This window comes from Halomonas saccharevitans (assembly GCF_900116405.1).
GTDB classification, from domain to species: domain Bacteria; phylum Pseudomonadota; class Gammaproteobacteria; order Pseudomonadales; family Halomonadaceae; genus Halomonas; species Halomonas saccharevitans.
Genome location: NZ_FPAQ01000009.1, coordinates 27,977 through 51,345, shown reverse-complemented (window position 1 = coordinate 51,345; position 23,369 = coordinate 27,977). Strand labels below are relative to the sequence as shown.

22 protein-coding genes are annotated in these 23,369 nt (G+C 69.4%); 4 read left to right on the top strand and 18 right to left on the bottom strand.

The genetic code is table 11. From position 1 onward, the window contains the following. The first annotated feature begins 37 nt into the window (after positions 1–37). Positions 38–1,906 (top strand): putative bifunctional diguanylate cyclase/phosphodiesterase, encoded by a 1,869-nt coding sequence (locus BM388_RS06005; RefSeq protein WP_089848202.1) that lies wholly within the window; start codon positions 38–40, stop codon positions 1,904–1,906. Here BM388_RS06005 and BM388_RS06000 read toward each other — a convergent pair. The 10 genes from BM388_RS06000 to BM388_RS05955 all read right to left on the bottom strand — a co-directional run bounded on the left by BM388_RS06000 (position 1,856) and on the right by BM388_RS05955 (position 10,918). Beyond that, positions 1,856–2,386, bottom strand: coding sequence for a DUF2878 domain-containing protein (locus BM388_RS06000; RefSeq protein ID WP_245781472.1), 531 nt, complete (start codon positions 2,384–2,386; stop codon positions 1,856–1,858). The genes BM388_RS06005 and BM388_RS06000 overlap by 51 nt on opposite strands. Beyond that, complete coding sequence (locus BM388_RS05995; RefSeq protein WP_089848298.1) at positions 2,383–3,570, bottom strand: SAM-dependent methyltransferase; 1,188 nt, start codon at positions 3,568–3,570, stop codon at positions 2,383–2,385. Before BM388_RS05995 ends, BM388_RS06000 begins: the two co-directional genes overlap by 4 nt. Before the next feature lie 77 nt (positions 3,571–3,647). Then, positions 3,648–4,427: a DUF1365 domain-containing protein gene (locus BM388_RS05990; protein ID WP_089848200.1), complete on the bottom strand. Its 780-nt coding sequence runs from the start codon at positions 4,425–4,427 to the stop codon at positions 3,648–3,650. Continuing rightward, positions 4,424–5,815: an NAD(P)/FAD-dependent oxidoreductase gene (locus BM388_RS05985; RefSeq protein WP_089848198.1), complete on the bottom strand. Its 1,392-nt coding sequence runs from the start codon at positions 5,813–5,815 to the stop codon at positions 4,424–4,426. Before BM388_RS05985 ends, BM388_RS05990 begins: the two co-directional genes overlap by 4 nt. Next, positions 5,812–6,606: an SDR family NAD(P)-dependent oxidoreductase gene (locus BM388_RS05980; RefSeq protein WP_089848196.1), complete on the bottom strand. Its 795-nt coding sequence runs from the start codon at positions 6,604–6,606 to the stop codon at positions 5,812–5,814. The genes BM388_RS05985 and BM388_RS05980 overlap by 4 nt, the downstream gene beginning before the upstream one ends. A gap of 26 nt (positions 6,607–6,632) precedes the next feature. After that, positions 6,633–7,067 carry a nuclear transport factor 2 family protein gene (locus tag BM388_RS05975; protein WP_089848194.1) on the bottom strand — a complete coding sequence of 145 codons (435 nt, stop codon included), beginning with the start codon at positions 7,065–7,067 and terminating at the stop codon, positions 6,633–6,635. Between the two features lie 27 nt (positions 7,068–7,094). Beyond that, positions 7,095–8,513, bottom strand: coding sequence for a deoxyribodipyrimidine photo-lyase (gene phrB / locus BM388_RS05970; RefSeq protein ID WP_089848192.1), 1,419 nt, complete (start codon positions 8,511–8,513; stop codon positions 7,095–7,097). 13 nt (positions 8,514–8,526) lie between these two features. Further along, positions 8,527–9,441, bottom strand: a complete 915-nt coding sequence (locus BM388_RS05965; protein WP_089848190.1) for a MerR family transcriptional regulator — start codon at positions 9,439–9,441, stop codon at positions 8,527–8,529. Continuing rightward, the gene (locus BM388_RS05960; RefSeq protein WP_089848188.1) at positions 9,438–9,818 is read right to left on the bottom strand and encodes a sirohydrochlorin chelatase; all 381 of its coding nucleotides are present in this window, start codon (positions 9,816–9,818) and stop codon (positions 9,438–9,440) included. Before BM388_RS05960 ends, BM388_RS05965 begins: the two co-directional genes overlap by 4 nt. 26 nt (positions 9,819–9,844) lie before the next feature. Then, positions 9,845–10,918 (bottom strand): NAD(P)/FAD-dependent oxidoreductase, encoded by a 1,074-nt coding sequence (locus tag BM388_RS05955; RefSeq protein WP_089848186.1) that lies wholly within the window; start codon positions 10,916–10,918, stop codon positions 9,845–9,847. Positions 10,919–11,036: 118 nt separating this feature from the next. Between BM388_RS05955 and BM388_RS05950 the strand changes: the two genes are divergently transcribed. After that, positions 11,037–11,942 (top strand): TIGR01777 family oxidoreductase, encoded by a 906-nt coding sequence (locus tag BM388_RS05950; RefSeq protein WP_089848184.1) that lies wholly within the window; start codon positions 11,037–11,039, stop codon positions 11,940–11,942. Between the two features lie 132 nt (positions 11,943–12,074). Here the strand turns inward: BM388_RS05950 and rapA are convergent, their stop codons facing one another. Together rapA and BM388_RS05940 are read right to left on the bottom strand one after the other, a co-directional pair. Further along, complete coding sequence (rapA, locus tag BM388_RS05945; protein ID WP_089848183.1) at positions 12,075–15,023, bottom strand: RNA polymerase-associated protein RapA; 2,949 nt, start codon at positions 15,021–15,023, stop codon at positions 12,075–12,077. Between the two features lie 142 nt (positions 15,024–15,165). Then, positions 15,166–15,966: a TlpA disulfide reductase family protein gene (locus tag BM388_RS05940; protein WP_089848181.1), complete on the bottom strand. Its 801-nt coding sequence runs from the start codon at positions 15,964–15,966 to the stop codon at positions 15,166–15,168. A gap of 115 nt (positions 15,967–16,081) precedes the next feature. Here BM388_RS05940 and BM388_RS05935 point away from each other — a divergent pair, with 115 nt between their 5' ends. Next, the gene (locus BM388_RS05935; protein WP_089848179.1) at positions 16,082–16,309 is read left to right on the top strand and encodes a hypothetical protein; all 228 of its coding nucleotides are present in this window, start codon (positions 16,082–16,084) and stop codon (positions 16,307–16,309) included. A gap of 47 nt (positions 16,310–16,356) precedes the next feature. Here the strand turns inward: BM388_RS05935 and BM388_RS05930 are convergent, their stop codons facing one another. The 5 genes from BM388_RS05930 to aptA all read right to left on the bottom strand — a co-directional run bounded on the left by BM388_RS05930 (position 16,357) and on the right by aptA (position 21,847). Beyond that, positions 16,357–16,878: a hypothetical protein gene (locus tag BM388_RS05930; RefSeq protein ID WP_089848177.1), complete on the bottom strand. Its 522-nt coding sequence runs from the start codon at positions 16,876–16,878 to the stop codon at positions 16,357–16,359. Beyond that, on the bottom strand, positions 16,875–18,437 hold the full coding sequence (locus tag BM388_RS05925; protein WP_217641047.1) for a sodium/proline symporter: 1,563 nt from the start codon (positions 18,435–18,437) through the stop codon (positions 16,875–16,877). Before BM388_RS05925 ends, BM388_RS05930 begins: the two co-directional genes overlap by 4 nt. Before the next feature lie 60 nt (positions 18,438–18,497). Continuing rightward, a complete protein-coding gene (locus tag BM388_RS18175; protein WP_281245179.1) occupies positions 18,498–18,629 on the bottom strand; it encodes a hypothetical protein in 132 nt (43 codons plus the stop codon). A 69-nt stretch (positions 18,630–18,698) separates the two neighbouring features. Next, on the bottom strand, positions 18,699–20,189 hold the full coding sequence (locus BM388_RS05920; protein ID WP_089848175.1) for a CoA-acylating methylmalonate-semialdehyde dehydrogenase: 1,491 nt from the start codon (positions 20,187–20,189) through the stop codon (positions 18,699–18,701). A gap of 302 nt (positions 20,190–20,491) precedes the next feature. Then, complete coding sequence (aptA, locus tag BM388_RS05915; protein ID WP_089848173.1) at positions 20,492–21,847, bottom strand: omega-aminotransferase AptA; 1,356 nt, start codon at positions 21,845–21,847, stop codon at positions 20,492–20,494. Positions 21,848–22,027: 180 nt separating this feature from the next. Here aptA and BM388_RS05910 point away from each other — a divergent pair, with 180 nt between their 5' ends. Beyond that, positions 22,028–22,948: a LysR family transcriptional regulator gene (locus tag BM388_RS05910; RefSeq protein ID WP_089848171.1), complete on the top strand. Its 921-nt coding sequence runs from the start codon at positions 22,028–22,030 to the stop codon at positions 22,946–22,948. Between the two features lie 28 nt (positions 22,949–22,976). Here the strand turns inward: BM388_RS05910 and BM388_RS05905 are convergent, their stop codons facing one another. Beyond that, a complete protein-coding gene (locus BM388_RS05905) occupies positions 22,977–23,363 on the bottom strand; it encodes a RidA family protein (protein ID WP_089848169.1) in 387 nt (128 codons plus the stop codon). Positions 23,364–23,369: the final 6 nt, after the last annotated feature.

Here is a 23,369-nt window from a genome sequence, read left to right as displayed (position 1 = left end):
CGCGGCGTCACTCCATCCACCAAGTGAGCGTCAGCCCATGTGGCCAGCCTTCTCCCTCAACCGACCGATGGCCTGGATGGCCCTCTCGGCCTTCTCGGCCAGCATCTGGCTGCCCGGCGTTCCGCTGCGCCTGGCCGCGGCCGTGCTGGTAGCGCTCGGACTGCTGGATGCCTGGCGCCAGGTGCGCCTGGAGCACCAGCGCTCACGCCTGGGAGAGGAGGCGCTCTCGCTCTCGGACGAGGGCGTCATCATCACCGATGCCGCCAACCGTATTCAGGCCGTCAACCCGGCCTTCACCCGCATCACCGGCTATACCCTCGAGGAGGTGCGCGGCCGCGTCGCCAGTTCCCTGTCGGCCCCGCGCCACGACAAGGCGTTCTACGAGCACTACTGGCAGGTTCTGCACAGCACCGGCCGCTGGGAAGGGGAAATATGGAGCCGGCGCAAGCAGGGCGACGAGTATCCCGAATGGCTGCGGGCCCGGGTCGTCGCGGACGAAACGGGCCGCATCACCCACCATGTCTGCCTGTTCACCGATATCTCCGTCCACAAGGCCCGTGAGCGCGATCTGCAGCGCATCGGCTTCGAGGATCCGCTGACCGGCCTGCCCAACCGTCGTCGGCTGAACGACCTGCTGGCCTCGCGGCTGCGCCATCTGCGGGCGGGCGAGAGCCTCGACATGGCGCTGATCGACATCGACGGCTTCAAGGAGATCAACGACGGCCTCGGGGTGGAACTCGGCGATCGACTGCTCGCGCGCTTCGGGCAGCGGCTGGCTCGGCACGTGGCCGGCGGCGTGGTCGGGCGACTGGGCGGTGACGAGTTCATGGTGATCCGCGTCACCACCCACAACGACCACGATCGCTGGATCAAGGGGCTGCAGGAGCATCTCGGTCAGCCCTTCGAGATCGACCGGCACAGCCTGCGGCTGGGCCTGACCATCGGCAGCTGCCGCTGCCCGGAGGATGGCCGGGAGTCCGGCGAGCTCTTCCAGCGGCTGGAATCGGCGCTGTTCAGCGCCAAGCGCAACGGCCGCAACCACAGCCAGCGCTTCCGGCCGGCCCTCGACGTCCAGGCCAGTCCGCAGCTGGGCCTGCTCAACGACCTGCGCAATGCGCTGGCGGTCGGCGGTCAGCTGGAGCTGCACTACCAGCCCCAGTACCGGCTGGCGGACGATCGCCTGGTGGGGCTGGAGGCCCTGCTGCGCTGGCGTCATCCTCGGGACGGCATGATCTCGCCCGGCGACTTCATCCCGCTGGCCGAGCGCCACGGCCTGATGTCGACCCTCGGCGACTGGGTGATCGACCAGGCGTTGGCTCAGCTGGCCCACTGGCAGCGCAAGGGTCTGCCGGAGGCGGTGGTGTGGATCAATATCTCGGCCATGCAGCTGTTCCAGGGCGACCTGGAGACGGCGCTCGCCTCCGGGCTCGCCCGTCATCGGGTGCCGGCGCGTCTGCTGGGGCTGGAGCTGACCGAATCGGTGCTGCTCGACGAGCGGGCCGGCGACATCGCTCCGCGGCTGGAGCGGCTGCGCGGCCAGGGTCATCGCGTGGCCATCGATGATTTCGGTACCGGCTACTCGTCGCTGGGCTACCTCAAGCACCTGCCGCTGGACAAGCTAAAGCTCGATCGCGCCTTCATCCGCGCGCTGCCTGATGATCGCGCCGATGCCGCCATCGTCTGTGCCGTCCTGGCCATGGCCGAAGGGCTGGGACTTGAGGTCGTGGCGGAGGGCGTGGAGACCGAGCCGCAGCGCGACTTTCTGCTGGCTCAGGGCTGCGCCGAGGTGCAGGGATTTTTCTATGCCAGGCCCCAGCCGGCGGCGCGGCTGGAGGCCGAGTGGCAGGCGCAGGCCTCAGCGGGGTCGTTCACCCAGGGCCAGCGAGTGGCCGAGGCGACGGCTTAGCGTCAGGCAGATCAGCGCCCAGGCCAGCGCCTCGACGGGCAGCAGCCAGGGGGCCAGCTCGACGCCGGCGAGTCGCGCGCCGGCATAGTAGGAGAGCGGGCCGCTGGTGGCGCCGCCGAGCATGGCGAGCCAGGGAAGCTGCCAGAGCCAGGCCAGCGAGTGATGAATCAGGGTGGCGAACAGCGGCCAGAGCAGCCACAGCCAGGGCGGCATGCCGGCGATGGCGAACGTGCCGTCGGGGAACGCGAAGCCGCCGGCCAGCACCAGCATGCCGTCGACTATGAGCCCTAGCGCGGCGAATGCCGCCAGCCAGCGCCACTCCCCGGGGCGACCCAGCCAGGCCAGATGCAGCGTGACGATCAGCCCCACGACCAGCAGCCCGACCAGCGAGCCGCCCATCACGCAGGCGAACCAGCCTGCCTGGAAGGCGGCCAGGTTGAACAGCAGCCGGCTGGTGCCCTCGGGCAAGTTGAGTCTCACAGGTCCCCCGTCAGCGGTGCCGGCCGGGCGCCGGGCTTGGCCAGCAGCAGCTGGCAGGTGCCGATGCTGCGTTCCATGAAGCCGCCCTCGCAGTAGCAGAGGTAGTAGCGCCACATGCGAATGAAGCGCTCGTCGTAGCCGAGCTTGCGCACGGTCTCGAGGCTCGCCTCGAAGCGGTGGCGCCACTCGCGCAGGGTGCGGGCGTAGTGCAGGCCGATCTCGTCCAGGTCGGTCAGGTTGAGCGAGGTGTGGCGGGTCACGCCGTCGAGGATGGCGCGATGCGAGGGCAAAAAGCCCCCGGGGAAGATGTAGCGCTTGATGAAGTCCATCTCGCGCTTGGCCTCCTCGTAACGCTGGTCGCGGATGGTGATCGCCTGCAGCATCGCCTGGCCGTCGTCGGTAAGCAGGCGATCCAGCGTCGCCAGGTAGGTGCCGAGGTACTGATGGCCCACCGCCTCGATCATCTCCACCGAGATCAGCCGGTCAAAGCGCCCCTCGAGCTTGCGATAGTCCTGCTGCAGCAGGGTGATGCGATCGCCGAGCCCCTCCTCCTCGATGCGTTTGGCGGTGAAGGCGTGCTGCTCCGCGGAGATGGTGGTGGTGGTGACCCGGCAGCCGCGGGTCTTGGCCGCGTGGATGGCGAGCCCGCCCCAGCCGGTGCCGATCTCCAGCAGGTGGTGGTGGGCCTGGACGTCGAGCTTCTCGAGCATCAGGTCGAGCTTGTGGGTGGAGGCCTCCTCGAGGCTCGCCTCGGCGTGGGGGAAGACCGCGCTGGAATACATGCGGTGGTCGCGGTCGAGGAAGGTGGAGAAGAGCGCGTTGCCGATATCGTAGTGGGCGGCGATATTGCGCTTCGAGCCGCTCAGGCTGTTGCGCTGCAGGCGGTAGAGCCCGCCCAGCAGCCAGCGGCCGAGCCGTGCGGTGCCGTTCTCCATCTCGCCGTTGACCCGCTCGAGGTTGGCGGCGAACAGCCGCACCAGGGCCACCGGGTCGTCGGCGTCCCAGTCGCCGTCCATATAGGCCTCGGCGGCGCCTACGGTGCCGCCCAGGGCCAGGCGCTTCCAGGCGCGGTGATGGCGCACCACCAGCGTCACGCGCAGCGCGCCGCCCTGGCCCAGGCGATGACGCTGGTGACCGTCGGTCAGGATGATGGTGCCGCCCTCCAGGCGGTCGAGCTGAGCCATGACCCGCGGCTTGAGCCAGCGAGTCAGGCGATCACCCTCGGCGGTCAGGGGACGGGCGGTGGCGGAGCGAAGCGTGTTCACGGCGAGCTCTCCTCACGGGAAGGGGGGTCTTGTCCGGGGTGGTCATGGACCGGAATGCGCTTCAGCCATAGCCGTAGCGCCTCGAAGTGGATGCCGGCCAGCGTCTTCAGGCTCATCCAGGGCTGGCGCGCCAGGGTGGCGAGCAGCACGCCGCGGGTCGCCGGGCGGCCCTGTAGGGTCAGAGTGGCGTCGAAGTGGCGCTGGCCCTCCTTCCAGTTCTCCATGTGCATCGTCAGCGACTCGCCGGGCGTATCGAAGCGCCAGCGATAGCTCATGTTCATGGGGTTGAAGGGTGACACGTGCATGGCCTTGTCGAATTCGGCGGTGTGGCCATGGCGCCTGGGCTCCACGGCGCAGGCATAGCGGGTGCGCTCGCCCCAGGGCGTGTTGCTCACTTCGCCGAGCAGGGCGCGCAGCTCGCCGCGGGCATCGAAGGCGTAGTAGAGCGAGACGGGATTGAAGCCGAGTCCCAGGGTGCGCAGCTGGGTCAGCACGCAGATGCGACCGTCCGGGGCGCTGCCGAGCTGGCGCTCGAGCTCCTCGCGCACGGCCTGCTTCAGCGGGCGGTCGTGGGGGCCGAGGTAGTCGTGGCGGCGAAAGCGCGCCAGGGCCGGTCGCCGCGCGCTGAAGGCGGGCACGCCGTCGAACAGTTCAGGCATCTCGTCCAGGTCGAGCCAGGCCATCCACAGGTCATAGCTGAAGGCGTGGGGGCGGGGCAGGAAGCGTCGATGGCGCAGGCTGCCCCGGTAGATCCGCGAGCGCGGTGTTCGCCTCATGCCGCGCTCTCCTCGGCCGTCTTCGATCGGCTGACCAGGCGCTCGCCCGGGCCCTGTTCGTCGCAGCCCAGGTCTCGGGCGACCCGCAGGGCGCTCCAGACGCCGTCCTCGTGGAAGCCGTTGCGCCAGTATGCGCCGCAGTAGTGGGTGCGCTGAACGGGGCCCGAGATCTCGCCATGGCGAGCCTGGGCCGCCTGGCCGGCCAGGGTGAACTGGGGGTGGGCGTAGGTGAAGCGGCCCAGCACCTTGGCGGGGTCGATGGCGGCGCTGTCGTTCAGGGTCACGCAGAAGGTGTGTGGGGCCGTGATGCGCTGCAGGATGTTCATGTCGTAGGTGACCGAGACGCGAGCGTCATCGCCGCGGCCGTCGAGCCGGTAGTTCCAGCTCGCCCAGGCGCGCGGCCGACGCGGCAGCAGGCGGGTGTCGGTGTGCAGTACCACCTCGTTGTCCTGGTAGGGCATGGCGCCGAGGATCTCGCGCTCGGCGGCGCTGGCGTCGCCGAGCATTTCCAGGGCCTGGTCGGCGTGGCAGGCCAGCACCACCTGATCGAAGGACTCCACGCCGGCATCGCTTCGCACCTCGACCCGGTCGGCATGGCGGCGAATGCCGCGCACCGGGGTCGAAAGCCGGATGCGCTCGGCGTAGGGGGCGGTCAGGGCGGGGATGTAGGCGCGCGAACCGCCGATCAGGGTGTACCACTGGGGACGGTCGTTGACCGACAGCAGGCCGTGATGGCGGAAGAAGCGCACGAAGAACAGCAGCGGAAAGTCGCGCAGGTCGCTGATGCTCGCCGACCAGATGGCCGCCCCCATGGGCAGCAGGTAGCGCTGCTGGAAATCGTCGTCGTAGCCGCCGGCGTCGAGCCAGGTGCCCAGCGTCATGGCCGGGTCCAGCCGCCCCTCCTCCAGCGCCTGGGTGGCCTCGCGGTTGAAGCGCAGGATGTTGCGCAGCAGCCGGTAGAAGCGCGGGCGCAGCAGGTTGCCTCGCTGGGCGAAGAGACTCGCCAGGGTGTGGCCGTTGTATTCGAAGTCGCGGGCCGTCTCGTGCACCGAGAAGCTCATCTCGGTGGGCTGGGCGGCGACCCCGAGGCGCGCCAGCAGTCGCTGGAAGTGCGGGTAGGTCCAGTCGTTGAAGACGATGAAACCGGTATCGATGGCGTAGTCTCGGCCGTCGAGCGCGACGTCGATCGTTGCGGTGTGGCCACCGAGGCGGTCCTCGGCCTCGAAGAGCGTTACCTCGTGGCGGCTCGACAGGTACCAGGCGGCCGCCATGCCGCCGATGCCGCTGCCGATCACGGCGATGCGTTGGACGGCACCCCGTTGGGCGGCACTCCGTCGGGCGGCGCTCCGTTGGGGGGCGTCATGAGGAGCATGGATCGGCGCGTTCATCGGCGGGCCTCCGCGGGCGAGTCCTGGCGGGTCATGCGCAGGCCCAGGCGGTGGCGCAGGCCGGGGGGCAGGATACCCATCAGCCGCACCAGCAGCGTGAAGCGGCGCGGGAAGTGAATATCCAGGCGGCGGCGCTCCAGACCGGTGAGGATCGCCTCGGCGGCGGCGTCGGTGGAGATGCGCATGGGCATGTCGAAGTCGTTGCGGTCGGTGAGCGGCGTCTTCACGAAGCCGGGATGGATCAGGCTGACCCCGATGCCCTCGCCGGCCAGGTCCAGGCGCAGCGACTCCATGAAGTGGCTCAGCGCCGCCTTCGAGGCCCCGTAGGCCTCGGCCCGGGGCAGCGGCAGATAGGCCGCGGCGCTGGAGGTGGCGGCCAGCAGCGGATGGCCGCCCTCCGAGCGGGCGCGGCGCATCAACGGCAGGGCCGCGTCGATGCAGTAGACGGCGCCGAAGAAGTTGGGGGCGAAGACGCGCTCGACGAGATCCACCTCGAAGTCGCCGGCGTCCAGGTACTCGCAGGTGCCGGCGTTGAGGATCGCCAGGTCCAGGCCGCCGAAGGCCTCGGCCAGGCGCTCACCGGCTCGCTCGACGGCCTGGCGATCGGCCACGTCCAGGGGCAGCGGCAGGGCGTTGTCATGGCCCTCGCAAAGCTCGGCCAGAGCCGACTCGCTGCGCGCGCTGAGTGCCACCCGGTGCCCCTGATCGAGCAGGCGCTCGGCGAGGGCGCGGCCGATGCCCGAGGTGGCCCCCGTCAGCCAGATGCGCTGTGTGTCGCTCGCGTTGGTCATGCGCTTTCCCCGTCGTCGGTGGACCGTCACTGGCCCAGTTGTCGCTTCACCCGGCGTATCACGCCGCCCAGCAGAGGCAGGCGCTCGTAGAGCAGGGCGCCCGCATCGAAGTAGTCGCGATGCCTGGTCACCCGGCCGTCCAGGGCGAAGCGCAGATGCGAGCAGCCCTCGACCTCGATGCACCGTCCCCCGTCGAGCCTGGGGTGCTCCAGTCGCATGGTCCAGGTGACGAAGGCCGTCTCTTCCTGCTGCGACCGCTCGTGAAAGGTGAAACGACACGATGTCACGTTGTCGTACAGGTTCTGGAAGTACCCCTCGAGCGCCTCTATACCCTCTATATGGTGCAGCGGGTCGGTGAAGCTCACGTCTGCAGTGTATACCTCGTCTAGTTGATTTGTACAGGTCTTGTCTAGCTTATTAAAGAAGGCGCAGAAGGCCTCCAGATCCGCCGTCGGGTGCATCCAGGATCTCCCGCGGTGAGTGGGTGATCAGTCCGTCTTCAGGGCCTTGAAGGCCTCCAGCGCCCTCGCCCGGGCGGCCCGGTGATCGACGATGGGCGAAGGGTAGTCGGCCCCGCCGAGCAGATCGCCCGAGGGCGCGTGTCGAGCCTTCTTGGGCAGCTCGGCCAGCGCCGGCAGCCATTCCGCCAGGAAGGTGGCGTCGGGATCGAAGCGCGTGGACTGCGTGGTGGGGTTGAAGATGCGGAAGTAGGGCGCGGCGTCCGTGCCGGTGGAGGCCGCCCACTGCCAGCCGCCGTTGTTGGCGCAGAACTCGCCGTCCACCAGATGGCGCAGGAAGAAGGCCTCGCCTCGGCGCCAGTCGATCAGCAGGTGCTTGGTGAGGAACATGGCGGTGACCATGCGCAGCCGGTTGTGCATCCAGCCGGTGGCCACCAGCTGGCGCATCGCGGCATCGACGATCGGGTAGCCGGTGCGCCCCTCGCACCAGGCGGCGAAGCCGGCCTCGTCGTCGCGCCAGGCGAGCGCCTCGGTATGCTGCTGAAAGGCGCGATGGCGGCAGACTCGCGGGAAGCCCACGGCCACGTGGCGGTAGAACTCCCGCCACACCAGCTCGTTGACCCAGGCCGTGAGTCCGGCATCGCCCTCGGCCAGGGCGCCGTCGTTCTCGGCGAGCACCGCCTGCAGGCACTGGCGGTGGGAGATCATGCCCAGCGCCAGGTAGGGCGACAGCTCGCTGGTGCCGCGGATCGCCGGGAAGTCGCGCTGGCGCTGGTAGTGGCGGCCCCGGAAGCGCAGGAAGCGCTCCAGGCGATCGGCGGCGGGGCCCTCGCCGGCGGGCCATAGCCGGCCGTCGATCGGGGTGTCATCGAGCTCGGGAAGCGCGGGCAGCGGATCGGCGGCGATATCAAGCGCCGCCTGGGGCGCGGGGGCGTCGTGCAGGGCGATGCGCTCCGCGCTCAGCTGGCGATGCCAGGCCTTGGCGAAGGGGGTGAAGACCCCGTAGTAGTCGCCCTTGCCGGTGAGCAGCTCGCCGGGGGCGAAGGCCACGGCGTCATGATGGCCGGTGACCGTGAGGCCCGCCTCCTGGAAGGCGGCGATCACGTCGCGGTCGCGGCGCTGCTCGTCCAGCGGGTACTCGTGGTTGAAGTGCAGGGCGCCGGCGCCCCTCTCCCTGGCGATCTCGAGCAGCGCGGCCGGGGCCTCGTTGAAATCGTCGATATCGCGGTGCAGCAGCGGGATGCCGAGGCCCGCCAGGCTCTCGCCCAGGGCAGCCACGCCGCGGCCCCAGAAGTCGAGCTTGTTGGCGCCGTGGCCGTGGCGCTGCCAGTGGGGCAGGCAGCGCAGGAAGACGGCGATCACGGGGCCCCGGCGGGCGGCCGCGGCCAGGGCGGTGTTGTCGTGGGTGCGCAGGTCGCTGCGAAACCAGACGATGGCGGGAGTGGACATGGACGGCTCCGGGTCAGCGGGCGGGGAGTCGGGCCTGGAGGCGCTGCATGGCCTCGTCGAGGTCGTCGCCGAGCAGCTCTACCCGGGTCTCTTCCAGGTCGGCCTCGCGGATGCGCGCCATGGGACCGCAGGCCATCAGCGGCACCTCGAGCTGCTCGGCCAGCCGCGGCAGCTGGCGACGGATCAGCTCGGCCTTCTCGGCCTTGCCGCTGGCCAGCAGCAGGCCGGCGGCCTGAAAGCGCTCCACCGCCAGCGGCACCTCGCCGAAGGGCAGCGGGGCATCGAAGAGCCGGATGCGATAGCCGCGGTCGCTGGCGGCCAGCGCCGCGAGCAGTACCCAGAGCGGCGAGGGGTCGTCCGGCAGCGGGGCGACGATCAGCGTGGGGCCCTCGGAGAGCCGGTTGGCGTGCAGCAGCCGGGTGCCGACGCGGGTGCGCAGGAAGGCCTCCAGGGTGCGGCGTTGCAGGGTGTCACCCAGCTGCTCGCCCCAGCCCTCCTCGAGCTGGCGCACCACCGGCTGCCACAGCTCGGCCAGGCAGGTCGGGACCGGGTAGAGCGCCAGCGACTGATTGAACAGCGCCTCGAGGCGGTCGAGGTCGAGCGCCTGGAGGGCGCCGATCAGCTGTCGACGCTGCCCCGGCCAGTCGCCGGCCGCCGGCGCCGGGTTCTCGGCCGTCTCCGGCTGGTCGAGCAGCTCGCGGACCTGGCTGACCGGCACGCCGCGGTTGAGCCACTGCAGGATGCGCTCGACGCGCTCGATGTCCTCGCGGGCATAGAGGCGATGGCCCTTGGGGGTCCGCTGGGGCTGAATCAGCCCGTAGCGACGCTCCCAGGCGCGCAGGGTCACGGAGTTCACGCCGGTCAGCCGGGAGACTTCGCGGATCGGGTAGAGCGGGGTGTCGGCCGGACGCCGTGCCTCGTCGTTCATGAGCGTGCCGACTCCCCTGCCTGCTCGGCGACCACCGCCGCCAGCGCCTCGACGAAGGCCGGGTGCTCGCCGACCGGAGACAGCAGGGTCAGTTCGAGGCTCGGATGGTCGGCGGTCAGCGCCTCGACCTGGCCGGGCACGTCGCGGCGCAGGTGACGACCGGCGGCGAAAAACAGCGGCAGGATCTCGGCCCGCTCGATGCCCGCCTCGGTCAGCTCGGCCACCGTGGACTCTAGCGACGGCTCGCTGAGCTCCATGTAGGCCAGGCGCAGCGGGGTCGACAGCCGCTCGGTCAGGGCCTTGGCGAAGTGTTCGAAGGGGGCTCGCCAGTTCGGGTCGCTGGAGCCGTGGGCGAGCAGGATCAGGGCATAGGACATGGAAGTCTCCAGTCGCGAAGAGGGAGTCAGGAAGCGTCGGCCGCCAGGGCCTCGCCGAGATGATGACCGGAGAGCCAGGCGTCTTCGATCCGCGGCCCGCGCCAGGCGTCGCCGCACAGCGAGAGGCCGGTGGGCGAGCGGCGGTAGTCGAGGTTGACCGCCTCGCCGCCGGCGAAGACGTCAGGCTGGGCGTAGCGCCAGCGATGGGCGCCCAGCGAGATCGGTGCGGGCAGCGTCACGCCCACCGGCAGGTGCGCGAGAAAGGCCTCGAGCAGGCGCCGGGCGACGCTCTCGGCGTCGCGCTCCAGGTTTGCCTCGCTCCACTCCAGTCGCGCCAGCAGGCTCAGGCTCTCGCCCTGGCCGTGACGGCCGGGCTTGTGGTCGTTGCGGCTGACGAAGCGCAGCGACTGCTCGGCCGGCGGCCGGTTGGGATCGGGGGCCAGGCGCACCGCCTGCCAGTCGTCGTCGACATTCGGGAGGGCGGGCAGCGGCGCCTCGAAGCAGGCCCAGGCGGCCCAGCAGGGGCGCTGAATGACGGCTTCGCAGGCGGCCGCGAGGGTCGGCTCGTGGGGCTCCAGCAGCGCCTGTGCCTGGGGCGAGGGCAGGGCAAGCACCACGTGCTTGAACGGGCCGTGGTGGACGTCGTGCTGGTCCACCAGCCACCAGTGCCGTTGGCCGTGCTCGTTGTCCTGCCGCTCGAGGCGCTCGATGCGGGTGCCGGCCTGTACCTCTAGGCCGTTGGCCAGGTGGCGGGTGACCGCACTCATGCGGGGCGCGCCGATCAGGCGCTCGACGTCGTCATGATGGCGATGCCAGCCGGATTCACTCGCCTCCCACAGGGAGTCGGGCCAGGGAGCGACCACGCCCGCCTCGCGCCACGCCGTGACCTGGCGGCGGAAGGCCGGATCGCGCACGCTGAAGAACTGGGCCCCCAGGTCTACTGCGGCTTTCTCGAGGCGGCGGCTGGACATGCGCCCCCCGGGTCCGCGCGCCTTGTCGATGAGGCGCACCGGCAGGCCGTGGGCCTGCAGGGCTTGTCCACAGGCGAGGCCGGCGATACCGGCACCGATAATGGCGATGGGAGCGGGGGAGTGGGGCATGGGCCTCTCGTGCAGTCAACGGCGTTCATCGCTAGACTAGCAGAAGTGTACAACGGCTGTATAACTCATGATGGCTTGTCGTCACGACTGGCCACAGATGGCTTGGGAGGGATTCCGGATGCGAGTGCTGATCACGGGCGGCAGCGGGTTCGTCGGGCAGTGTCTATGCCGGCGGTTGAAGGAGGCGGGGCACCAGCTGCTGGTGGTGTCACGATCCCCCGACGAGGTGCGCGACCGCCTGCCGGAGGGCAGCGATATCCGGCGCTCAGTGCTGGATTTCGTCGACACCCCGCCGGACGCCATCGTCAACTTGGCCGGCGAGCCGATCGCCGCCAAGCGCTGGAGCGAGGAGCAGAAGGAGCGACTGATCGATTCGCGGGTCAACGTCACCGGCGACCTGGTGATGCTCTGCGAACAGCTGAAGGCCAGCCAAGGGCGCATGCCCAAGGTGATGGTCTCGGCTTCGGCCATGGGCTTCTACGGCGATCAGGGCGATCGTGAGGTCACCGAACAGACCCCGCCCCACGACGAGTTTGCCCACCGGCTCTGCAAGCGCTGGGAGGAAGTCGCCGGCGACGTGACGGACTTTGGCGTGCGGCTCGCCCTGCTGCGCATCGGCCTGGTGCTCGACGTCGGCGGCGGCAGCCTTGCGAAGATGCTGCCGCCCTTCAAGATGGGGCTGGGCGGGCGCTTCGGCGACGGCAAGCAGTTCATGCCGTGGATCCACCGCGAGGACCTGGTCGGCGCGATCCTGTTCCTGCTCGAGCGCGACGACCTGGAGGGCCCCTTCAACGGCAGTGCCCCCCATCCGGTCACCAACGCCGAGTTCTCCCGCACCCTGGCCAAGCAGCTGGGTCGCCCGGCGCTGATGCCGGTGCCGGCCATCGCCCTGGAGGTCGCCTTCGGCGAGATGGCACGGCTGCTGCTGACCGGCGCCGACATGCGCCCGGCGCGGCTGCAGGAGGCCGGCTTCGAGTTCCGCTTCCCGACCCTGGACAAGGCCCTGGCCGATATTCTGGGGTGACACTTCCCGACACCGGGGTGCCGGAGGCGGTTCGCCACGCCCGAACGCATACGGCCCCGCCGGCATTGCCGGCGGGGCCGTGTCTCGTGGGATGTCGCTATGGACCCGTGCGTAGGGACCGGCGCGAGGCATTCAGCGCGCGTCGTCACCCACCGTGACGATCACCCGCACCGCGTCCAGGCGCAGCCGGGTGGCCTCGATGGCGGCATCCAGCTCGGCGCGTTCGCGGCGCAGCGCCTCGAGCTCGTCGGCACGCACTGCGGGGTTGAGCCGTGAGAGCGCCTCGAGGCGACTCAGCTCGGCGTCCAGCTCGGCGCGCATGCGCCCCTGGGCGGCCTCGACGATGCTCGGCAGCTCCCGCTGGGCCTCGGTCTCGGCACCGTCGAGCAGTTCGCGCAGCTGGTCGTGGCGGCTCTTGATCAGGTCGCGGGCGACCGCCTTCTTGACCTTCTTTACCGCCTTGGAGAGCCCGGTGAAGGAGATCTTGGCGGTCAGGTTGGCCCCCGACTCGTCGAGCAGCACCCGCACCGCGGTGGGCGGCAGGAAGCGATTGAGGTGCAGGCGCTTCGGCGCCGGGCAGTGGGTGCGGAAGACCAGCTCGACCATCAGCCGGCCGGCCGGAATGGCGGGGTGCTTGAGCAGCGCCAGGGCGGTGTTGCCCATGGCGCCGCCGAGGATCCGGCCCATCATCTCGCGCAGCAGCGGATGCTCCCAGGAGAGGCGCTGGACGTCGTCACGGGCCAGGGCGCGCTCCCGGGAGAAGGTGGCCGAGAAGCCTTCCTCGCCCTTCACCAGGCCCGGCAGGCCGTCGAGCATCTGCGGGCTGGGCTGCAGATGCTGGATGCCGCCGCCGATGTCTTGGCTGTCGACGCCGAAGATGTCCAGCGCCTGGTCCAGGTAGCGGGCCAGGGCCTTGTCGGCGTCGAGCTCGCGGATCGCGGCGGTGACCGCCTCGGCGCGCTCATGGCGACAGGCGTTGAGCTCGAGCAGGCGATTGCGGCCGGCGTCGCGCTCGGCGAGCTTGGCCTCGAACAGGGCGCGGGTCTCCGCGATCACCTCGTCGAGGTCCTCGTCGTCGAGCAGGCTGTCGGCCAGGGTGTCGCCGAAGGCGGTGTGGATCTCGCTGCCCAGGCCGTGCGGGGCGCTGAAGGCGTCCATGCCCTGATCGTACCAGCGCAACAGCTTCTCGCCGGGGCTGCCGGTGAACACCGGCGCGTGGATCTCGATGGCGTGGCGCTGGCCGATGCGGTCGAGGCGGCCGATGCGCTGCTCGAGCTGGTCCGGGTGCAGCGGCAGGTCGAACATCACCAGGTGACGGCAGAACTGGAAGTTGCGACCCTCGGAGCCGATCTCCGAGCACACCAGCACCTGGCAGCCCTCCTCCTCGTCGGCGAAGGCCGCCGCGGCGCGGTCGCGCTCGATCAGCGATAGCCCCTCGTGGAACACCGGGGCCTGGTAGCCGCCGAGCACCCTAAGGCCCTCGGCGAGCCCCGTGGCAGTCTCGCGATCGTGGGCGATCACCAGCACCTTGTCGCCGGCAAAGCCCGCCTCGCCGTCGTCGGCGAGGCGCTCCAGCAGCCAGCTCACGCGCGGATCGAACTGCCACCAGGGCTCGGTGTTGAGCGGGTCGTCGGTCATCTCCCGGTACATGGCGTCGGGATAGATCAGCACCTCGGGGTGATCCAGGCCGGTCTCGATCAGCAGCTCGTCCAGGTAGTCCTCGTCACGGTCCAGGCGGCGAAACACGCGCCGGTAGGCGGAGGGCGCCTCGAGCTCGGCGATGTGCAGGCGGCGCTCCGGGAAGCCGCCCACGTGGCGGCGGCCATTGCGAAACATCACCCGGCCGGTGCCGTGGCGGTCGAGCAGCTGGTCGCGCAGCTGATCCCTGGCCGCGGCGCGCTGGTCGTCGCCGCGTTCCGGGTCGGCCAGGGTGTCGAGCAGCGCCAGGCTATCGGGCTCATGGATCACCGCGGCGACCCGCTCGCGGTCGGCCGTCTCGCCGGGCAGCCGGTCGAGGGCATCGATCGCCTCGGCGACCTCGACGTAGTGGGCCTCCTCCTCGCGGAAGGCCTCGAGGCTCTGGTAGCGGTCGGGGTCGAGCAGGCGCAGGCGGGCGAAGTGGCTGGCCAGGCCCATCTGCTCCGGGGTGGCGGTGAGCAGCAGCATGCCGGGCACCCGGGCGGCCAGGTGCTCCACGCAGGCGTAGCCGGGCCCGCTCTGCTCGGGGCTCCAGTCGAGGTGGTGCGCCTCGTCGACGATCAGCAGGTCCCAGTCGCAGGCCTGGGCCTGCTGTTGGCGATGGGGGTTGGCGAACAGCCAGTCCTGGCTCGCCAGCACCAGCTGGCCGGCCTCGAAGGGGTTGGTGTCGCCATGGGCCTGGCTCTGCTGCTCGTCGAGCAGGGTGACCTCCAGGGCGAAGCGGCGCAGCAGCTCGACCAGCCACTGATGGGTCAGGCTCGCCGGCACCAGGATCAGCGCCCGCTCGGCGCGGCCGGTGAGTAGCAGGCGGTGCAGGATCAGCCCCGCCTCGATGGTCTTGCCGAGCCCCACCTCGTCGGCCAGCAGCACGCGCGGCGCGTGGCGGCGTGCCACCTCGTCGGCGATGTAGAGCTGGTGGGGAATCAGGTCGATGCGCGGCCCGGCTAGGCCCAGCGCCGGGTTCTGCTCGATCCGGTGATGATGATGCAGGGTGCGAAAGCGCAGGTCGAACCAGTCGTTGCGGTCGACCTGGCCGGTCAGCAGGCGGTCGCGGGCCTGATCGAACTGCATGGTGTCGGCGAGTCGCGCCTCGGGCAGCTCGCACAGCGCGCCGGCGTCGTCCTCGCCGATGTAGACGATCAGCCCGCCGACCTCCTTGCTGTCGTCGACGGTCATCTGCCAGCCCTCGGTGGACTGGATGCGGTCGCCGCTGCCGAAGGCCACGCGGGTCAGGGGAGCGTTGCGGCTGCTGTAGGTGCGGGTTTCCTGACTGGCGCCGAAGAGCACGGTGACGCTGCGTGCGTCGACGTTGAGGATAGTGCCCAGGCCGAGTTCGGCCTCGCCGTCGCTGATCCAGCGTTGGCCGGGAGAGAAGTCGCTCATGGTGCCTCGGGGGATGCTTGGGATCGGTTCGTTGCCGCGGGCCACACCCGGCTCGGCGGCGACAGGGCGCGGTATCTTACAGCAAAGCCCGACGCGGCTTAAGCGTCCAGGTGCCGATCAGCAGGCAATCGCCCCGGTCCGCTCAGCGCGCGTCCAGCCAGGCCGAGAGCTGGGCCCGGGTCAGCTCGCCGACATGCTGCTCCCGGGCGCGGCCTTCGGCGTCGAACAACATAGTGGTGGGCAGGCCGGGCGATTCGGCCAGCACCATCAGCCGCTGGCGCGGGTCGAGCAGGGCATGGCGGAAGTCCAGGCCCTGTTCGTCCAGGTAGCGCACCGCCTGCAGCAGCGTCTCGCCCTGATTGACGATCACCACGCTCACGCCGTCGCGGGCATCGGCCTCGGCCAGAATCGGCATCTCGCGCCGGCAGGGCGGGCACCAGGTGGCCCAGAGGTTGATCACCACCGTCTCGCCGCTCAGCGAGGTGAGGTTCACCGGCTCCCCCTCGAGGTTCTCCAGGGCGAGATTCGGCAGCTCGCGGATGGCCATGCCGCCGCCCAGCGGCGCCAGGGTCACCAGCGCCAGCCACGCCAGCGAGACCCCGAGCGCCAGGCCCATGGCGCCGAGCATCGCCCCCAGCCGATCCCTGAGCGTCCAGCCCGTCCAGACCAGCGCCGCCAGAAGGCCCCAGAGGCCGTGGTAGCCGGGCTGCCAGAACTTGAGCACGTCCAGCGGGGCATCAACGTAGGCGCCGGCGTTAAGCGCCACGTGGCCCAGGCGAGCGCCGACCAGCCAGGCCACCAGCAGGCCGTTGAACCAGCGGGCGTGGCGGCGCCGCGGCAGGCCGAGGAGGACGACGCTGGCGCCCAGCAGGAGCAGGGCGGCGAGAAGGGCATAGAGGCGCGGCAGTGCGATCAGCAGGGGCCCCAGGGCGATGGCATCCATGTCGTGGCGGTGACTCCGGGAGGTCGGCGGCGGGGGCCGCAGCGGTTACACTGGGCGGATTCGTTTCGCCAAGCCTACTGCCGGCGGGCAGGGCTGTCATCCAGCGGGAGCCTCCATGACACGACCGGCCTTCGATACCCTGCGCGCCCTGGCCATCGCCAGCCAGGCGCTGGGCTTCATCCTGATCCTCACCCTCGAGACCCTGATGGGCGATGCCGCACGCCCCTGGCAGGGCTGGACCCTGGCGGGGATGGTCGCCTTTGCCTTGGGCATCGCCCTGGTGCGGCTCTATCGGCGCAACAAGGCGCGCAAGGCGCTGGCCCAGCGCCGCGGCGAGGAGTAGCCGCCGGATCGCTGGCGGCGTCGAAGGGGCAAGCCGCGGAGCGCCCCCTACAGCAGGTAATAGCCGCCGTTGAGACCATCGACCAGCAGCGCCAGCTCGCCGTGCTGGGCGTGGTGCGCAGTGACGCGCCACAGGGGCTTGCGAACGGTCTCGCAGCGCGCCAGTTCGAGACCCGTCGCGCTGCGCCGCTTCAGGCGATGGCGGCGGACCTGCATGACGTGCTGGCGCGCCTTGCGCTCTAGAGGTGGCGTCTCGAGCTCGGCATGGGGTAGGTCGGCCACGGCCAGCGGATCGCCGAACTCGACTCCCTCGAAAGTGGTGCTGACGCCCTGGCAGCGATCCACCAGGCAGCTCATCCATTCCTGGCGTCGCCGGCCAAAGCGTCGGACCTCCCAGCGATACAGGCACAGCAGGTAGGGAAAGCCGATCGCCTGGGTCTCGCCCAGGCGCAGGGCGGGGTCGATCCCCGCGAGCCGCCGCGCCAGGGCGTCGCGGGGGAGCCTGGCGCGCAGCCAGGCCTCTTCGTGGATGGCCGGCGGCCAGGCGGCATTGTGGTGTGCCTCATTCATGCCGTGCGCTCCTGGGCCTTGAGGGTCAGCGCCTCGTGGGCCATCTCGAAGCTCTGCTGCGCCTTGAGCGGTCGCGGCAGGGGGCGAAGCTCGGCGGTCTCGGCCATCGCCCGAAGGACGTGCTCGGGCACCGGGTGGCTGGCCTGGGTCAGCAGGCTGACGACGACCATCGACAGGCTGGAGAGCACCACGCCGGCCAGCATCGGATGCAGGCCCGTGACCTGGTCCAGTCCCAGGTACTGCCAGCTGAAGGCCACCAGGCTACCGACGATCATCGAGGCCAGGGCGCCCGGCGTATTGGCCTTTCGCCACCACACCGCGGCGACGTAGGCTGGCAGGAAGGCGCTGCCCAGTACCGCGGTGGTGAAGACCACGATGGAGAACACCGCCGGCGGTTCGAATAGCGCTATCACGCCGCAGATGATCCCCAGCAGCAGCACGATGGCCTGGGAGACCCGCACCATCTGCTTCTCTTCCATGTTCGGGTTGATGAAGCGCTCATAGAGGTCGCGGGCGGCGATGCTGCCGGTCTGCAGCAGGATCGAGTCGGCCGTGGACATGATCGCCGCCATGATCGCGGCCATCACGATGCCGACCACCGCGGCGGGTAGCAGATTCTGCGCCAGGGCGAAGATCGCCTGCTCGGGATCGTCGAGCTCGGGGAGTACCAGGATCGCCAGGGTGCCGAGGATATACGGCGCGCTGACGAAGATCAGGTTCCACAGCGTGGAGTAGACGCCGGCGCGGCGCGCGTGGAAGGGGTTGCGCATCGCCATGTGGCGCGTGACCACGTGGGGCCAGCCCATGTAGCCGATGGAGAAGATCAGCAGTGCGCCCAGCACGATACCCCACTGGCCCTCATAGGCGAGATCTCGGCCCCAGATGCTGAGCAGCGTCGGGTCCAGCGCGGCCAGTGCCTCGTTGGCCGCGGTCAGGCCGCCGACCTCCTGCAGGGTGGCGACCAGAATCCAGACGATACCGATGATCATCACGAAGCTCTGGACCAGGTCGGTGTAGGCGACCGCGCCATAGCCGCCCATCAGGGTGTAGGCCAGGATCACGGCCACGGCGATGGTGAGTGCCAGCTCGTAAGGCAGGCCGGTCACCAGCTCCAGGCCCTTGCCGCCGGCGATGAACTGGGCCAGCACGTAGGCGCCCAGCAGGAAGACCGAGAGCCCGGCAGCGATCAATCGCACCCACTTGCTCGGATAGCGCTTCTCGAGATACTCGATGGAGGTCAGCGCGCCCATGATCTGTGAGAGCTTGCGCATCCGGCGCCCGAGCACCGAGAGGTTGACCACGCCGCCGCCGATATCGCCGGCGGCATACCAGAAGCCGTAGTAGCCCTGGGTGTAGCCCAGGGAGCCGGCGCCGAGAAACATGTAGCCGCTCATCGAGGTGGACTGCATGGTCATGGCGGTGACCAGCGGGCCGACGTTGCGCCCGCTGAGATAGTAGCCTTCCATGCTGCTGGAACCGCCTCGTCGCATGGAAATGACGCCTACCGCCAGCATGGCGAGGAAATAGAGTCCGAGAAACAGCAATACCGTCGTGTTCACACTTTTCTCCTGTCACCTACGTTGTTGTTTGTCGTTGTGGTGTCGGTCAGAGCTTGCGCGTCATCTGCCGGTGTCGGAGCGTTTGAGCCCCGGCCAGTTTCGCGTCACCCAGAGAAAGCCCAGGGTGTAGAGCACCCAGAATGCCGGTACGCCGATGACCAGCCAGGTGGTGGATACGGGTAGTCCAAACATCGTCTTCTCCCTTGCGTGTGGTGGATGTTGTCGAGGCGGCGACCCCGCCACCGGCAGGGCCGCCTTCCCTCAGGAGGGGAAGGAGAACTGCGCGCCCTCGCGCACCCCGGCCGATGGCCAGCGCTGGGTGACGGTCTTGCGCTTGGTGTAGAAGCGCACGGCGTCCGGGCCGTAGGCGGCCAGGTCGCCGAACAGCGAGCGCTTCCAGCCGCCGAAGCTGTGGTAGGAGACCGGTACCGGCAGCGGTACGTTGATGCCCACCATGCCGACCTGGATGTGGTCGCTGAAGTAGCGGGCCGCCTCGCCGTCGCGGGTGTAGATGCAGGTGCCGTTGCCGTACTCGTGATCATCGATCAGCCGCATGGCCTCCTGCATGGAGTCGGCGCGGACCACCAGCAGCACCGGGCCGAAGATCTCCTCCAGGTAGCAGGTCATGTCGGGGGTCACGCGGTCGATCAGGGTGCCGCCCACATAGAAGCCGTTTTCAAAGCCCGGTACCTGCACGCCGCGGCCGTCGACCACGATCTCGGCGCCCTCGCGCTCGGCACTGTCGATATAGCCGCAGACCTTCTCTTGGTGGGCCTGGGTGATCACCGGGCCGAAGTCGTTCTCGGCGTCATGGAAGGGGCCGACCTTGAGAGTCTTCATCTGCGCCTGCATCTTGGCGATCAGGGCATCGGCGGCGGCGTCGCCCACGGCGACGGCCACCGAGAGCGCCATGCAGCGCTCGCCTGAGGAGCCGAAGGCCGCCCCGGTCAGCGAGCTGACCACGTTGTCCATGTCGGCATCGGGCATCACGATGGCGTGGTTCTTGGCGCCGCCCAGCGCCTGGCAGCGCTTGCCGTTGGCGCTGGCGCGGGCGTAGATGGTCTCGGCGATCGGCGTGGAGCCGACGAAACTCACGGCCTTCACGCGCTCGTCGTCGAGCAGGGTGTTGACGGCTTCCTTGTCGCCGTTGACCACGTTCAGCACCCCGGCGGGCAGGCCGGCCTCCACTGCCAGCTCGGCGATGAAGAGCGAGGAGGTCGGATCGCGCTCGGAGGGCTTCAGCACGAAGGTGTTGCCGCAGGCGATGGCCATGGGGTACATCCACAGCGGCACCATCGCCGGGAAGTTGAACGGCGTGATGCCGGCGACCACGCCGAGCGGCTGGAACTCGCTCCAGGAGTCGATGCCGGGGCCGGTGTTCCTGCTGTGCTCGCCCTTCAGCAGCTCCGGGGCGCCACAGGCGTACTCGACGTTCTCGATGCCGCGGGCGAGTTCGCCCTGGGCGTCGTGGACGATCTTGCCGTGCTCCTGGCCGATCAGCCGGCAGATCTCGTCGGCGTGCTGCTCCAGTAACGCCTTGAAGCGGTACATGACACGGGCTCGCTTGGCGGGCGGGGTATCGCGCCAGGCCGGAAAGGCGGCCTGGGCGGCGGCGATCGCCTGCTCGACGGTGGCCTGGCTGGCCAGGCTGACCTGGCCTCCGACCTGGCCGGTGGAGGGGTTGTAGAGGTCCTGGGTGCGCCCGTCGGCGTCGACGCGGGTGCCGTTGATCAGGTGGCCAAGCGTGGTCATGGGTATCCTCACTGATGGAGTGTTGTTGGTTGAAGTCTTTACGCTGCAGGTCAGTCGTCGTTGACTGAGATATTCGGGGCTGATCCGTCGACGGGTCTGCGAGCGGGGCCGGCCCACCGGAGGCGCCGTGAACCCTTCCATGGGGGCTACTTTTGCCCTGCTTCGCTCTCGCATCCTGCTCCGCTCGCAGGACCGGTGCTGGCCATCCATGGCCAGCCCGTTCGGCGAATACGCCTCACCCATGGAAAAGACCTCCTCTTCGTCCCGCCCCCCGGCGCCCCTCGTCGCGGTGAGTGCCTCGTTCAGTCCAGCTCGCCGAGGGCATCGCCCAGGGCGTTGATCAGCCGGTCGATCTCCTCGCGCTCGACGATGAAGGGCAGGCCGAGCTGGATGGTGTCGCCGCCGTAACGCACGTAGAAGCCCTTCTCCCAGCACTTCATGGCGATCTCGAAGGGACGGCGAGCCGGCTCTCCGGGGTAGGGCGCGATCTGCAGGGCGCCCGCCAGCCCATAGTTGCGGATGTCGGTGAGATAGCGGCTGCTCTTGGGGCCGTCCTTGAGAGAATGCAGGGCATCCTCGAAGATCGGCGCCATTTCCTTTACGCGCTCGATCAGGCGCTCATCCTCGAGCACGTCCAGGGCGGCCAGGGCCGCGGCGCAGGCCACCGGGTGCCCCGAGTAGGTGTAGCCGTGAGGCAGCTCGAGCATGTAGTCGGGGCCGCCCTGTTCCATGAAGGTGTGGTAGATCTCGCCCTTGACGATGACCCCGCCCATGGGCACCGCCCCGTTGGTCAGCTGCTTGGCGATGTTCATGATGTCCGGGACCACGCCGAACTCCTCGGCGCCGGTCATCGATCCCACGCGCCCGAAGGCGGTGATCACCTCGTCGAAGATCAGCAGGATGTCGTTGGCATCGCAGATCTCGCGCAGCCGCTTGAGGTAGCCCACCGGCGGTGGGATCACCCCGGCCGAGCCGGCCATGGGCTCGACGATCACCGCGGCGATGTTGGAGGCATCGTGCAGAGCGATCAGCTCCAGCAGCTCGTCGGCCCGCTCGGCACCGCGCTCGGGCATGCCGCGGGTGAAGGCGTTCTCCTTGAGCAGGGTATGGGGCAGGTGGTCGGCGTCGATGCCCTGGCCGAACATCATCCGGTTGGCGCCGATGCCGCCCAGGCTGATGCCGCCGAAGTTGACGCCGTGGTAGCCCTTCATGCGGCCGATCAGCTTGGTCTTGCTGGGCTTGCCCTTCTTGCGCCAGTAGGCGCGGGCGATCTTCAGCGAGGTGTCGGCGCTCTCGGAACCGGAGCCGGTGAAGAACACGTGGTCGAGCCCCTTCGGGGTCAGCTCGCGCAGTCGGTGTGCCAGCTCGAAGGCCTTGGGGTGGCCGAACTGGAAGGCCGGGGCGTAGTCCAGCTCGCGAAGCTGACGGGAGACCGCTTCGGCGATCTCGGGACGGCCATGGCCGGCGCCGCAGGTCCAGAGGCCCGAGAGCCCGTCGTAGATCCGGCGCCCCTCGGCGTCGGTGTAGTAGCTGCCCTCGGCGCCGACGATGATCCGCGGGTCGCGCTTGAACTGGCGGTTGCCGGAGTAGGGCATCCAGTAGGCATCCAGCTGCGCGTCGGTCAGGCCCGCGGTCTGCTGGGGAGAACGATCTGACATGACACACCCCTTTGTGATTGTCGTGTGGGTGACGGTTGAGCACAGCGTGGATCAGGACGGCGATCAGATAAATTCCGACGTATTGAATTTCATGTAAGCATAAAGTTAACTTTCCGGCGCGTCCTGGCGGGGCGCGGGCCGAGCCATCGGGCCGACTCACTGGGGGAAGAGGAGGGAACGATGTCACGTCGCAAGGAGGCCCTGACGGGACAGCTCAGCGATGCGGACCTGCGGCTGTTGCGGATCTATCGCAAGGTCGTGGAGTGCGGGGGCTTCTCCGCCGCCGAGGTGGAGCTCAACATCAGCCGCGCCGCCATCAGCATGGCGATGAGCGACCTGGAGACGCGTCTGGGGCTGCGGCTCTGCCAGCGGGGCCGCAGCGGTTTCGCGCTGACCGATGAGGGGGCCGAGATCTATGAGGCCGCGCTGCAGCTGAAGGCGGCCACGGAGGGGTTCCGTACCCGGGTCAACGGCCTCCACGCCTGGCTCAAGGGCGAGCTGAACATCGGCATCACCGACAACCTGGTGACCATGCCGCAGATGCACATCACCGATGCCTTGAGCGCCTTGAAGGCGCGCGGTCCCGAGGTGCAGATCAACATCCGCATGATTCCGCCCCACGACATCGAGCTCGGCGTGCTGGATGGTCGCCTTCACACCGGCGTGGTGCCGGCGATCAAGACCCTGCCCGGGCTGCACTACCTCTCGCTTTACGAGGAGACGTCGCAGCTCTACTGCGCGCAGGGACATCCGCTATTCGACGCTGAGACCGTGACGGAGGCGCAGCTGGGGAGCAGCGATGCCGTGACGCCGGCCTACGCCCAGAGTCCCGAGATCAAGGCGCTGCATGAGCCCCTGCGGGCCACCGCCTCGGCCACCGATCGCGAAGGCATCGCCTTCCTGATTCTCTCCGGGCGCTACATCGGCTATCTGCCGACGCACGTTGCCGAGCGCTGGGTGCGCGACGGCAGGATGCGCGCCCTGAGGCCGGACACCTGCCGCTACGTGACCCACTACAGCGCGATCACCCGGAAGGGCGCGCCGCCCAACCGGGTGCTGGAGTGCTATCTTGAGGAGTTGGGCAGGCTGGGGGAGGACTGAGGAAATGCCCTCCCGAGGGGATCGCGCCTCAGGACGCGTCGGCGTCCACGGCCGCGTAGGCCACCATCTCGACGAGCATCTCTTCCCGGGCGAAGCCGGAGACGATGATGGCGGCGCGGTTGGGGTAGGGCTCGCGCACGTATTCGGCGTAGACCTTGTTGACCGTGGCCAGGTCCTCGCGGGCGGTGACGTAGATCAGTACCTGGGTCAGGGCCTCCACGCCGGCGCCGGCCTTCTCCAGGGTGTGGGCGAGGTTGTCCAGGGTCTGGCGGGTCTGGGCCTCGATGCCACCCTGGACCACCTGGCCGTCGGCGCCGATGGGGATCTGGGCGGTGAACAGGATGCCGTTACCGACGACGGCCCATTCCAGGGGCGCCTTGGAGGCGAAGAGGTCGGTGCTGACGGGGTGAATCATGTCGGT